The organism is Lysobacter sp. Root604, from assembly GCF_001427505.1.
GTDB lineage: Bacteria > Pseudomonadota > Gammaproteobacteria > Xanthomonadales > Xanthomonadaceae > Lysobacter.
In genome coordinates this window covers 511,575-524,047 of the sequence record NZ_LMGS01000001.1, presented here as the reverse complement: position 1 = coordinate 524,047, position 12,473 = coordinate 511,575, and the positions used below count along the sequence as shown (strand labels likewise).

Annotated in this window: 7 protein-coding genes; 4 read left to right on the top strand and 3 right to left on the bottom strand. The window is 71.9% G+C overall.

Translation table 11 applies throughout. The annotated features are described in order from the left end of the window. Positions 1-17 precede the first annotated feature (17 nt). Both ASD69_RS02560 and ASD69_RS02555 read right to left on the bottom strand, forming a co-directional pair. Complete coding sequence (locus ASD69_RS02560) at positions 18-1,796, bottom strand: ATP-binding protein (protein WP_056173606.1); 1,779 nt, start codon at positions 1,794-1,796, stop codon at positions 18-20. A gap of 10 nt (positions 1,797-1,806) precedes the next feature. After that, a complete protein-coding gene (locus tag ASD69_RS02555; RefSeq protein WP_056173603.1) occupies positions 1,807-2,556 on the bottom strand; it encodes a response regulator in 750 nt (249 codons plus the stop codon). 140 nt (positions 2,557-2,696) lie between these two features. On the opposite strand from ASD69_RS02555, the gene ASD69_RS02550 reads away from it, so the two are divergent. The 4 genes from ASD69_RS02550 (at position 2,697) to ASD69_RS02535 (ending at position 7,980) form a co-directional block, all read left to right on the top strand. Further along, positions 2,697-3,995 (top strand): FAD-dependent monooxygenase, encoded by a 1,299-nt coding sequence (locus ASD69_RS02550; RefSeq protein ID WP_162250601.1) that lies wholly within the window; start codon positions 2,697-2,699, stop codon positions 3,993-3,995. Beyond that, positions 3,992-4,414 carry a winged helix-turn-helix domain-containing protein gene (locus tag ASD69_RS02545; protein ID WP_056173598.1) on the top strand — a complete coding sequence of 141 codons (423 nt, stop codon included), beginning with the start codon at positions 3,992-3,994 and terminating at the stop codon, positions 4,412-4,414. Before ASD69_RS02550 ends, ASD69_RS02545 begins: the two co-directional genes overlap by 4 nt. A 114-nt stretch (positions 4,415-4,528) precedes the next feature. Then, on the top strand, positions 4,529-6,058 hold the full coding sequence (locus tag ASD69_RS02540; RefSeq protein WP_056173593.1) for a S8 family serine peptidase: 1,530 nt from the start codon (positions 4,529-4,531) through the stop codon (positions 6,056-6,058). An 83-nt stretch (positions 6,059-6,141) separates the two neighbouring features. Further along, positions 6,142-7,980, top strand: coding sequence for an ABC transporter ATP-binding protein/permease (locus ASD69_RS02535; RefSeq protein ID WP_056173590.1), 1,839 nt, complete (start codon positions 6,142-6,144; stop codon positions 7,978-7,980). A gap of 114 nt (positions 7,981-8,094) precedes the next feature. Here the strand turns inward: ASD69_RS02535 and ASD69_RS02530 are convergent, their stop codons facing one another. Next, positions 8,095-12,228: an autotransporter domain-containing protein gene (locus tag ASD69_RS02530; RefSeq protein ID WP_157498920.1), complete on the bottom strand. Its 4,134-nt coding sequence runs from the start codon at positions 12,226-12,228 to the stop codon at positions 8,095-8,097. Positions 12,229-12,473: the final 245 nt, after the last annotated feature.

The window sequence follows — 12,473 nt, the reverse complement described above, 5'->3', positions numbered from 1 at the left end:
CATCGCGATGTCGCCGCTCAGCCTGGCCTGGGCAGTTCCACGCGCACCTGCAGGCCGCCCTGCACGCCCGGCGCGAGCGCGATGTCGCCGCCGTGGCCGCGGATCACGCTGCGCGCGATAGACAGGCCCAGGCCGGAGCCGCCGGCGTGGCGCGCGCGCGCGTCGTCCAAGCGCCGGAACGGCGCGAACGCATGTTCGTACTGTTCGGGCGGAATGCCGGGCCCGGCGTCGACCACGGTTACGCGCAGGGCCTGCTCGGTTTCCTGCAGCGAGACCCGCACGCGGTCGCCGTAGCGGCAGCCGTTGTCGATCAGATTGGCGAAGGCGCGCCGCATCGCGATCGGCTGGCAGGGCAGATAGGCGTGATCGGGACCGTCGTAGAGCGCGTCGCCGCCGGCGTCGGCGACGTCGTCGCACAGACTGATCAGCAGCGAGGCCAGATCGACGGTCTGATGCGGCTCCAGGCTGGCGTCCTCGCCGGCGAAGGCCAGGCAGCCGGAGATCATGGTCTCCATTTGCGCGATCTCGGCCAGCAGGCGCTCGCGGTGGCCGTCGTCGACGTATTCGGCGTACAGGCGCATGCGCGTGAGCGGCGTGCGCAGATCGTGCGAGATCGCAGCCAGTTGCTGGGTGCGATCGTCGACGAAACGCTTCAGCCGCACCTGCATTTCGTTGAACTTGTGCGCGATCGCGGCGTACTCGGGGATGGTCATGCCCTCGATCGGGGTCGGCTCGCGCTCGCGCCCCAGGCGCTCGGCGGCCTGCGACAGCTTGGTCAGCGGCTGCAGAAAACTGCGCGCGGTCCATACCGACAGCCCCGCGACCGCGACGATCAGCAGGGCCATGCCGCTGAGCTTGAACAGATGGTGCAGCCAGCGCGGACTCGGCCGGCCGGGACTGGCCAGCAACCAACCGCCATCGGGCAACTCGATCGCCACCGACATGCGCGGCAGCGCCTCCTCCGCGCGCAGGCCGTCCAGGAACGGCGGCCCCACGACCGCACCCAGGACCATGCCGAGCCGTCCCATCGGCGTGGTCGCGGGCGCCGCGTCGACGCGGCGCAGTGCGATGTTCGGCGGCAAGGCCACGCCGGCGGGGTCGCGCAAGGCGGTCACACGCGGCTGGGTCTGCGGCAACGGCGGCGCCCAGGCCGGCTCGGTATCGTCGGGCATGCGCGGCCGCAGCGCGACCACGCCCTGCCGCTCCAGCGGCGCCGGCGCGAATTCGGACGCGTCTTCGCTGCCGGCCGGCAAGGTCGGCACCGGCGCGACCACGCCTGTGCTGGGCAGCGCGGCGATGGTGACCAGGCCGGCCGCCGGGCGCGCGGCCACCGACAGAATCTCGCCGCGCTCGGCGCCCTGGCGCGGCACCACCACGGTCACCTGGCGCACGCCGCCGCCGTGTTCGTCGGGCAGCACGTTCATCGACACCGCGTAGGCGCCGCCGCTGGTGTCGGGGTTTTCGACCAGGCGCCGGCGCATGCCCTCGATCAGGCCCGACAGCGGCGGACCGTGGCGGTCGTCGCTGGGCGGCAGCAAGGCGAACTCGAGCTTGCGCCGGTGCGTGGCTTCCTCGGCCGCGGCCGCGCGCTGACCCTTCGGCAGCGCGGCGATCATCGCCCGCACGTCCAGCGCCTGCTCCACCAGCGATTGCTCGTCGACCAGGGTCGGGCCGGCCGAACGCAGGGCCATGCCGATCGCGATATCGATCAGCAAGGTCATGGCCATGGTCGACAGCACCACGATCGCGATCCGCGGCGCCAGCCGCATCCGCGACAGGGACAGGCGCGCTTTCATAGGCCCAGCCTCACCGCGCGCGCGCCTCGCCGGCGACGCTGACGTCGGCGGCGAAGATATAGCCTTCGTTGCGCACGGTCTTGATCAGGTTCGGGCGCTGCGGACTGTCCTCGATCTTGCGCCGCAGGCGACTGATCTGGACGTCGATGCTGCGGTCGTAGGGCGTGAGCACGCGGCCCTTGACCAGGTCGATCAGTTGATCGCGCGAGAGCACGCGTTGCGGGTGTTCCAGGAACGCCAGCAGCAGGTCGAACTCGCCGCTGGTCAGATCGGTGAGCGCGCCCTGCGGCGAAACCAGGCTGCGGTGGCGGGCGTTGAGCTTCCAGCCCATGAAGGCGTACTCGGAACCGCCGCGCGCGGCGCCGCGCCAGTCGGCATCGGCGCGGCGCAGCAGGGCGCGGATGCGCGCCAGCAGCTCGCGCGGATTGAAGGGCTTGGCGATGTAGTCGTCCGCGCCCAGCTCCAGCCCGACCACGCGGTCGGTGTCGCCGTTCATCGCAGTCAGCAGGATCACCGGCACCTGGCTGCTGCTGCGCAGCTTGCGGCACAGGGTGAAGCCGTCGTCGCCGGGCATCATCACGTCCAGCAGCACCACACTGACCGGTTCGGCGGCCATGCGCTCGGCCATGCCGACGCCGTCGCCGGCCTCGAGCACGCGCATGCCGTGGTCGCCGAGGAAGCGCGCGAGCATGGAACGGATGGTGTCGTCGTCGTCGACGACCAATACGGTAGGTGCGGCGCTGGCGTAGGCGGATCCCATGGGGCGCAGGTTAAACGAAGGCCGGGGGCGGCCCATGCTCTGTAACACAGTGAAACAAAACGATGGATAGCCGAAATCGCCCGGGGGCGCGCGCTGCCTAGGATTCAAGGGTCGCCGCCCCCACGGTCCGAATGCCGCGCATGTCTTCTTCGACGTTGCAGCTCTCCCCCGCTTCGCGCCGCGCCATCCCGGCCGATGCCGCGCCCCTTGGCCAGTCCCACGCGGCGCCGCGCGCCGCCGCCCAGGCCCGCCACCCGCTGCGCGGGCGCAAGGTGGCGGTGGTCGGGGCCAGCCTGGGCGGCCTGTGCCTGGCCCGGTTGCTGCAGCGCCAGGGCGTCGAGGTCGAGGTCCACGAGGCGCGCAGCGCCAGCGACCCGGCCTGGTACCGACGCACCCTGGCGATCGACCGAGAACCGGCGCTCAAGGCCCTGCGCGCGGCCGAACTGGGCCCGTTGTTCGAGCGCTGCTGCGAGCGCGAGCGCGCCTACACGCGCCTGGTCGACGCCCAGGGCCGGCGCCAGCGCGACCGCGCCCTGCCGGTGCGCGCCTTGTCGCAATGGCGGATCGAGTACGGCCTGCTGCGCGACCTGCTGTTGAACAGCCTGGAACCCGGCAGCGTGATCTGGGGTCGGCGCTTCACCTCCCTGACCAGCGCGCCCGACGGCAGCCAGCGCCTGAACTTCGCCAACGGCGCGCGCGGCAGCGCCGACCTGGTGATCGGCGCCGACGGCGCCTGCTCGCTGCTGCGTCCGTATGCGACGCCCAGCGGCCTGCGCTATTCCGGCGTGACCCTGGTCGAGGCCCAGGTGCCGCTGCCGGAACTGCGGGTGCCGCGCATCGCCCTGTGGCTGGACCAGGACCGGCTGGCGGTGCGCGACGCCGACGCGGCCCTGATCGCGCAGCGCAACAGCCAGCGCGGCATGGACCTGCGCATCGCCCTGCGGGTGCCGCGCGACTGGTCGCTGCGCGGCGTGGACTGGAACGATTCGGCGCAGGCGCGCGGGCTGCTGCGGCAACAACTCGCGCATTGGGATCCCAAGTTCCTGCGCCTGATCGACGCCGCCGAACCGCGCTTCGCCGCGCGCGCGCTGCTGACCAGCGCGCCCGACCGCGCCTGGGCCGAACGCGGCGCGATGACCTTGTTGGGCGCGTCCGCGCGCATGGCGCCGATGCTGCTGAACGACCGCAAGAACGGCGAGCTGCAGGACGCACGGGAACTCGCGCAGGCGCTGACCTCGCCGCGCCATCGCGACTCGATCGCGGCCGCGCTGGCCGACTACGAACGCGGCCTGCTGACGCGCGCGGTCGACGAAGGCCGCGCCGCCCAGCGCGTGCTCGCCGCGCTGCTGCCGCAGCCCAGCGTGATCGGGCCGGCGCGCTCGTGGCGGTCGATGGCGCGCAGCCTGGGCAGCTTCGCCGGCCGCTGGCTGCCGCGATGAATCTGACCGGCACCTGGCCCCTGCAGGCCCTGCCCGACAGCGCCTCTGCGTCGAGCGGCGGGCGCGGCCGCGGCATCACCGCCCACGCCGCCGCCGCGACTGAACGCACCGCGGCCCTGGCCTCGGCCCTGACCGACGCCTTCGGCAATCCCAAGCGCGGCCAGATCCTGTTCTACGCCGCCAGCGCGCCGGGGCTCAGCATCGGCGACCTGTCCAGCCTGCTCGGCTGCAGCGTGTCGCTGGCCTCGCAGTACGTGGCGCAGCTGGAACATCAGGGCTGGCTGGCGGTGATCAGCGACGGTCGCCGTCGGCGCGTGCGCGTGGCCGACGAGAGCCGGCGCCTGGCGATCGAAACCCTGCGCGCGATGGCCGACGAACTCGGGCCGATGGCGCCGCTGCGGGCGGTGGGCGAGCGCTAGCCGCCCGCAACGACGGCCGCGCGCCCGGCCAGGCGCGCGCGCTGCGCCGCCGCATGCCTTGCGCGGAGAACGCAGTACGCTGACCGCTGCCGTGCCCGGTATCGGACAGCCGCCATGCCCTTCTCTCTGCGTTGCGTCCTCGTGTTGTGGTGCCTGATCGCCTGGCCGGCGCTGGCGCAGACGCCCAAGGTGGCCGCGGCCGCGCTGGCGCGTGCGCAGGCCCAGGGCGAGGCGCCGGTGTTCGTGCTGCTGAAAACCTCCGCCGCCGCGCCCGCCGCACGCGGCGCCTCGGCGGCGCGGTTGCATCCGCAGGTCCGCCCGGACGTGGACGCAGTGCTGGCGGCGCTGCCGCGGCACGCGCAGAGCCGCGTGCTGCGCCGCTACCAGCGCGTGCCCGGTTTCGCCCTGCGCGCCGACGCCGCGACCCTGGCCGCGCTGGCGCGCGACCCGCGCGTGGCGCGGGTGGATCTGGACGTCGGCGGCTCCGGCGGCGCGCTCGCCCCGGACAACGCGCTGGCCCTCAACAACCTGCACGAAGTCGCGGGCGCCGGGTATTCCGGCGCCGGCATGAAGGTCGCGGTGATCGACACCGGCATCGACAGCGACCACCCCGATTTCGCCAGCCGCATCGTCGGCCAGGCCTGCTTCTGCGGTGTCGGCGGCGGTTGCTGCCCGAACGGCGGCGCCAGCCAGAGCGGTGCCGGTGCGGCCGAGGACGATCACGGCCACGGCACCAACGTCGCCGGCATCATCGGCGGCAACGGTACGGTCGCGCCGCGCGGCGCCTTGCCGCAGGTGAGCTTGGTCGCGGTCAAGGTGCTGGATCGCAACAACCGCTTCTGCTGCAGCGCCGACATCGTCGCCGCGCTGGACTGGGTCGCGGCCAATCATCCCGACGTCGACGCGGTGAACCTCAGCCTGGGCACCGATGCGCAGTTCGCCGGCGACTGCGACAGCGCCACCGCCTGGACCCAGGCGATGGCGGTGGCGATCGGTAACCTCAACGCCCAGGGCGCAGTGGTCACGGTGTCCAGCGGCAACCAGGGCAGCCTCAACGCGATGGCCGCACCGGCTTGCGTGCGCAACGCGGTGTCCACCGGTGCGACCTGGGACTTCCACGGCGGCGCGATCACTTATCTGGGCTGCAGCGAAACCTCGACCGCGCCCTTGCAGCCGACCTGCTTCGCCAACCGCAGCGCCAGCACCGATCTGTTCGGCGCCAGCGCGTTCGTGACCGCGGCCGGCATCAACGGCGGCAGCTCCACCTTCGGCGGCACCTCGCAAGCGGCGCCGCAGGCCTGCGCCTGCGCGATCGCGCTGAAACAGGCGGCGCCGGCCAGCACGGTGGCCCAGCGCATGGACGCGATGAGCCTGTCGCGCACGCGCATCCAGGACCCGGCCAGCGGGCGCAGTTATCCCTTGCTGGATTGCCGCGACGCCTTCGGCCTGCTCAATCCCGAGGTGTTCGGCCCGCTGCCGATGAACGGCTCGCAGCCGCTGATCCCGCCGGCCGATCCGCCGGCCGGCCTGAGCGGCGCGCCCAAGCCCACGCCGACATCGGCGCCACTGCCGCCCGCGCCTCGCGTCGCCCCCGTGCGCGAGGCGCGCGAATCGCGGGTACGCGGGGCCCTGCGCCTGCGCTGAACGCCGTGTCCGCGCCCACCGCGACTTGACCTCAAGCGGCCTTGAGGTCCTATCCTCCACGCCATTCCCCCACCGGTTTCTGCATGAACACCCCTGCCCCCGTCGACACGGAGGTCGTGCCGGTCGCACGCGCCGCCGGCTCGCGCGGCGACTACTCGGTCGTCGCCGAACTGCTGCCCTACCTGCGCCCGTATCTGGGCCGCATTCTGATCGCGCTGGGCATGGTGCTGGCCGCCAAGCTGTTGAACCTGGCCGTACCGATGGTGCTCAAGCGCATCGTCGATGGTTTGAACGTCGCCCCCAGCCTGCTGGTGCTGCCGGTCGGCCTGCTGGTCGCCTACGGCGCGGCGCGCGTCGGCACCACCCTGTTCGGCGAGCTGCGCCAGATCGTGTTCGCGCGGGTGATGGCGCGGACCTCGCGCGAAGTCACCCTGCGCGTGTTCCGCCACCTGCATGGGCTGAGCCTGAAGTTCCACCTCGGTCGCCGCACTGGCGGCGTCGCCCGCGACGTCGAACGCGGCGGCACCGCGATCACTGACCTGCTCGACTGGACCCTGTACTCGATCGTGCCGGTGATCCTGGAAGTCAGCCTGGTCACCGCGGTGCTGGTCTGGACCTACGACTGGCGCTTCGCCTGCGTGACCCTGGTCACTTTGGTCGCCTACGGCGCCTGGACGTTCGCGGTCACCGAGTGGCGCACGCGCTACTACCGCGCCGCGGTCGAGGCCGACACCCGCGCCAACGAACGCGCGGTGGATTCGCTGCTCAACTACGAGACCGTCAAGTACTTCAACAACGAGGCCCACGAAGCCGCGCGCTACGACGACAACCTGCGCTCGCTGGAGAACGCGCGGGTCAAGTCGACCAAGACCCTGGCGATCCTCAACCTGGGCCAGAGCGCGATCGTCGCCATCGGCGTGACCGCGATGATGTGGCTGGCCGCGAGCGGCGTGGTCGCGGGCGAACTCACGGTGGGCGACCTGGTGCTGGTCAACGCCTACCTGCTGCAGCTGTCGGCGCCGCTGAACATGCTGGGCATGATGTACCGCGAAGTGAAGCAGTCGCTGACCAACATGGAGCGATTGTTCGGCTTGCTGGACGAGCGCCACGACGTGCGCGATGCGCCCGGCGCGGTGGCGCTGGCGCCGAGCCGGCCGCGCGTGCGCTTCGAGCAGGTGCATTTCGGCTACGATCCGCGCCGCGAGATCCTGCGCGGCATCGATTTCGAGATCGCCTCCGGCGGCACGGTGGCGGTGGTCGGGCACTCGGGCTCGGGCAAGTCGACCCTGGCGCGCCTGCTGTACCGCTTCTACGACGTCGACAGCGGCCGCATCAGCATCGACGGCCACGACTTGCGCGAACTGACCCAGTCCTCGCTGCGCGGCGCGATCGCGATCGTGCCGCAGGACACGGTGCTGTTCAACGACAGCATCTACTACAACATCCGCTACGGCCGCCCCGAAGCCGAGCGCGCGGAAGTCGAAGCGGCCGCGCGCGCGGCGCACATCCACGACTTCATCGCCGCTCTGCCCGACGGCTACGACACCCCGGTCGGCGAACGCGGCCTGAAGCTGTCCGGCGGCGAGAAGCAGCGCGTGGCGATCGCGCGCGCCCTGCTCAAGAACCCCTCGATCCTGATCTTCGACGAAGCCACCTCGGCGCTGGACTCCAAGTCCGAGCGCGCGATCCAGGCCGAGCTGGACCGGATCAGCGTGGGCCGCACCACCCTGGTGATCGCGCACCGGTTGTCGACGGTGATGGACGCCGACCAGATCCTGGTCATGGACGCCGGCCGCATCGTCGAACGCGGCGAACACGGCGAACTGCTGCGTCGCGGCGGCGTGTACGCGCAGATGTGGATGCTGCAGCAGCGCGAGGCGGAAGCCGGGCCGGAAGCCGGCGAGCCGGCCGCGGTCGTATGATCGACGGCCGATAAAACGACAGGCCCGCATGGCGCATCCGCCAGCGGGCCCGTTGCATGCAGCGTTGGCGATCCGCCCGCGACCGGCGCCCTGCGGCGCCGGCCGTGACCGGCCTCAGTCGCCGGTCTTGGCGGTGGCCTGGGCTTCGTCGCTCAGATCCGGCGCCATCGCCGACATCGGTTGCGCGCGCGGGTTGAACGACAGCAGCAGGCCGAAGCTGGTGCTGGGGTCCTGGCCCGAGGCGTGCTCGCGACGCAGCAGCACCGACAGCTTCCAGCCGCTGGCGATATCCAGGTCCACGCCGCCGCCGTACATCAGCGCGTTGTTGCCGTAGCTGCGCAGGCCGAGCGTGTAGTCGTTCGCGACCGGCATCACCACGTAGTTCAGATCGACGTTGCTGTTGTTGCTGATCGCGTCGCGGTACTCGAGCATCCAGTAGGGCCGGAACAGGCCCTTCGCGCCCTGCACCAGGTAGCTGCCTTCCAGGCCCACGGCCAGACCGTTGTTCTTCACGGTCTGCGAGCTGTAGGCCAGGTCGTAGATGCCCAGGCCGAACTCGCGGTACGCATCCAGACGCGTGCGGCTGGCGTCGAAGCGGCCGTAGCTGGTCAGGGTCATGCGATCGCCGGTGCGCTCGTAGCCCACGGTCAACGCGCCGAAGGACTGGCTGCCGTCGCGTTCGGCGGTGCCCATCGCGGCGGCCGGATCGCTCCAGCGCTTGATGTCGAAGCCCAGGCGGCCCCAGCCCAGGGTGCCGTCGACGAACAGGTGCTCGCCGTGGCGCCACAGGCCGTACACCGACAGCGAGCGCTGATCGGCATCCAGGCGCGAGCTCGAACGGGTCAGGTCGGTGTCGTTCCAGGCAAAACCGCCAGCCACGCCGAACAGGAACTGCTCGTTGATGCGCCAGTCGGCGCCGACCGTGATGCCGTCGCTGCGGAAGTTGTAACCCTCGCTGCCGCTGCGGCCCTCGCGGTCGCCGGCGGTCACGGTACCCGCGGTCCACACGCCCCAACCCGGCGGCAGGCGCAGCGCATCGTCGGACACCAGCTGCGCGGCCGGCAAGGTCAGGCTGTTATTGCGGCCGCTGGCCACGTTCAAGCTCAAGCCGTTGCTGGAACGGTTGCCGCTGCCGTGGCGCAGCTGACGCAGGCGATCGCGGATGTTGGACTGCTGCGCCATCGCGAAGCGCACGCTGGTATCGACCTGGGCCTGCAGCAGACCGACCACGCCCGGATCGCGGGTCGGGTCGGGACGCGCGGTGACCGACAGACCGGTGCTGACCGAGGCCTGCACATAGTTCGCCGTCGCCGCCTGGGTCGCGACCAGGGTGGCCGTGCCGGGACCGACGATGGTGACCCGGCGTCCGCTCACCGTCGCCACCGCGGTGTTGCTGCTGGTGAAGGTGAAGGCGCCGCTGGGGTTGCTGCTGGTCGGATTGGGCAGATCGAACGCGGGCTCGCCCACGGTCTTGACCACGTTGCCGATCCAGCTCAGCACCGGCGTCGCGGCGCCGATGGTGACGGTGCGCGTGACCTGCGCGGCGGCGGTGTAGCTCGTATTGCCGGCCTGATTGGCGGTCAGCACGCAGTTGCCCGCGGCCAACATGGTCACCACGCTGCCGGCGACGCTGCACACCGCCGGCGTGGTGCTGGCGAACACCACCGGATTGCCCGAGGCGCCGCCGCTGGCGGAGACCGAGAAAGTGCCGTTGGGCGCGTAGGTCGGCGCGGCCGGGTTGGCGGTGAAGTTGCTGATCGTCTGCGGGGCCGCCGCGATCGTCACGTTCAAGCTGACCTGCGGCGCCGCGCTATAGCTGGCGTTGCCGGCCTGGTCGGCGGTGAGCGAACAGGTGCCCGCGGACACCATCGTCGCGGTGCCGCCGGCGACGGTGCAGACCGCCGGCGTGGTGCTGGCGAACACCACCGGGTTGCCCGAGCCGCCGCCGTTGGCGGAGAGCGCGAACGTGCCGTTGGGCGCGTACACCGGCGCGGCCGGATTGGCGGCGAAACCGGTGATGGCCTGGGTCGCCGCGGCGATCGTCACGTTCAAACCGACCTGCGGCGCGGCGCTGTAGTTGGCGTCGCCGGCCTGATTGGCGGTGAGCGAGCAGGTACCGCCGCCGAGCATGCTGACCGTGCTGCCGCTGACCGTGCACACCGCTGGCGTGGTGCTGGCGAACACCACCGGGCTGGTCGAGGCGCCGCCGCTGGCGGAGACCGTGAACGTGCCGCCCGGCGCATACGTCGGCGCGGCCGGGTTGGCGGCGAAGCCGGTGATCGTCTGCGTCGCAGCCGAGATGTTCACGTTCAAAGCCACTTGCGGCGCGGCGCTGTAGTTGACGTTGCCGGCCTGGTCGGCGGTCAGCGCGCAGTTGCCCGCGCTCTGCATCGTCACCATGCTGCCCGCGACGGTGCACACCGCCGGCGTGGTGCTGGCGAACACGACCGGATTGCCGGACGCGCCGCCGCTGGCCGAGAGCGTGAAGGTGCCGCCGGAGGCGTACACCGGCGACGCCGGGTTGGCGGCGAAGCCGGTGATCGTCTGCGTCGCGGCCGCGATGTTGACGTTCAAAGTAGCCTGCGGCGCCGCGCTGTAGTTGGCGTTGCCGGCCTGGTTGGCGGTCAGCGCGCAGCTGCCCGCGCTCTGCATCGTCACCGTGCTGCCGGCCAAGGTGCACACCGCCGGCGTGGTGCTGGCGAATACCACCGGATTGCCGGACGCGCCGCCGCTGGCCGAAACCGTGAAGGTGCCGCCCGGCGTATACGTCGGCGCGGCGGGGTTGGCGACGAACGCGGTGATCGCCTGCGCGACCGTGGCTACCGTCAGGCTGTACGCGCGGGTGCCGCTGAAACCGTTGCTGGACGTGGCCTGGACCGTGAAGTTGTAGGTGCCGGTAGCGGTGGGCGTACCGGACAACGCGCCCGCCGCGCTCAGGCTCAGCCCCGTGGGCAAGGCCCCGGCGCTCAACGAGAACGTGTACGGCGCGGTGCCGCCGTTGGCGCTGCTGGCGGTGATGGTTTGCGAGTACGCGACGTTGTAGACCGGATTGGGCAAGGTCGCCGGCGCGACCGTCGTGGTCACCGTGGTGCAGACCAACGCTGCGCTGGTCACGTCGGCGGCGATCGCGTTGCCGCTGCTCGGGGTAACGCTGCACAACTGCCCCGCCGGAGGCGAAAGCACGCTGATGGTCCAGTTCGCGCCGCTCGGCAAACGGGTCGGGAAGACATAGCTGTTGGCGGCCTGCGCCACCACCACCTGCTGCGTGCTGACCGGATTGGTCGCGCTGAGCTGCAGGGTGACCGCGCCGGTCTGGCCGCTGGCCGGGCCGCCGACCGCGAACTGGGTCGGCGCGAAACAGATCAGCGCCGCGCCGTTGCCGGCCTGCACGCCGTTGTTGATGGTGACCGCGGTCAGGCCGGTCGCGCCCGAGCTGCCGCCCGCGCCGCCGCCGCCGCCGCCGTTCCAGTTCTGCTGGCAGCCGGTGGTGCCGACGCCGGCACCGCCGCCGCCCGCACCGATCGTGGCGCCGCCGCCACCGCCGCCGCCGTAGCCGGCGCCGGTGAAGGAACCGGAGAAATTGAAGGAATCGCCGCCGTTGCCGTTGGCCGCGTCGCCCGCGGTCGCCGGGAAGCCGCCGCAGCCGCCGCCGGCCGCACCGCCGGTGCCGACCGAACCGCCGCCGCCGCCGAACGGACCGGGACCGCCGGGCACGTCCGCGCCCGCGCCGCCGACACCGCCGCCGCCCACGCCGCCGGCGCCGCCGGCGATCACGTTGGACGTGCTCCAGCCCGCATTGCCGCCGCCACCGCCGCCGCCGGCGATGCCGACGCGGTTGCCGACGCCGTTGCCGCCCACGCGCAGATCGGTGGCGCCGCCGCCGATGCCGTCCACGCCTTGGCCGAGGCCGCCGGGATTGACCGCCTGCGAGGCCTGTCCGCCGACCCAGATCGACAAGATCACGCCCGGCGTGACCGCCAGGGTGCCGCGCACGCGTCCGCCCAGACCGCCGGTGCCGCCCGGAGAATTCGGGCTGCCGCCGATGCTGCCGGCGCCGCTGCGACCGGCGCCGCCCTGGGCGCCACTGAGGTAGACGGTCAGCGAATGCACGCCGGCCGGCACCGCGAGGGTTTGCTCGCCGCCGGTGAAGCCGAACGCCGCCGGGGTCTCCCCGACCGCACAGCTTTGCGCCCGCGCCGGGCCGATCAGGGCCAGGCCCGTCAGCAGCACCGCCCCCAAAAACGCCATGGATTTGCGCGCCATCCGCGTCAGCGGATCAGCGCAAGCGGACACCGGCACACCGGCGTTTAACGCCTTGCCTGCACAACGATTCATTACCGCCCCCTAGTACGGATCGCATCGACGCGTCCGCAAAATGTGTGTACTCACGGCACACTTTAGTGTGTGACAGTGCGCACAATTTCCCCGCGCAAAGATTGCATGTCGTCGCTTAGGGGGCAATCCCCGGGATCGGGTAGCCGGCTGGACCGGGC

Bases quoted from the DNA above. Each gene is read 5' to 3' on its own strand.
- ASD69_RS02535 (WP_056173590.1), top strand. From the start codon at position 6,142: ATGAACACCCCTGCCCCCGTCGACACGGAGGTCGTGCCGGTCGCACGC.
- ASD69_RS02540 (WP_056173593.1), top strand. From the start codon at position 4,529: ATGCCCTTCTCTCTGCGTTGCGTCCTCGTGTTGTGGTGCCTGATCGCC.
- ASD69_RS02555 (WP_056173603.1), bottom strand. From the start codon at position 2,556: ATGGGATCCGCCTACGCCAGCGCCGCACCTACCGTATTGGTCGTCGAC.
- ASD69_RS02530 (WP_157498920.1), bottom strand. From the start codon at position 12,228: ATGGCGTTTTTGGGGGCGGTGCTGCTGACGGGCCTGGCCCTGATCGGC.
- ASD69_RS02545 (WP_056173598.1), top strand. From the start codon at position 3,992: ATGAATCTGACCGGCACCTGGCCCCTGCAGGCCCTGCCCGACAGCGCC.
- ASD69_RS02550 (WP_162250601.1), top strand. From the start codon at position 2,697: ATGTCTTCTTCGACGTTGCAGCTCTCCCCCGCTTCGCGCCGCGCCATC.
- ASD69_RS02560 (WP_056173606.1), bottom strand. From the start codon at position 1,796: ATGAAAGCGCGCCTGTCCCTGTCGCGGATGCGGCTGGCGCCGCGGATC.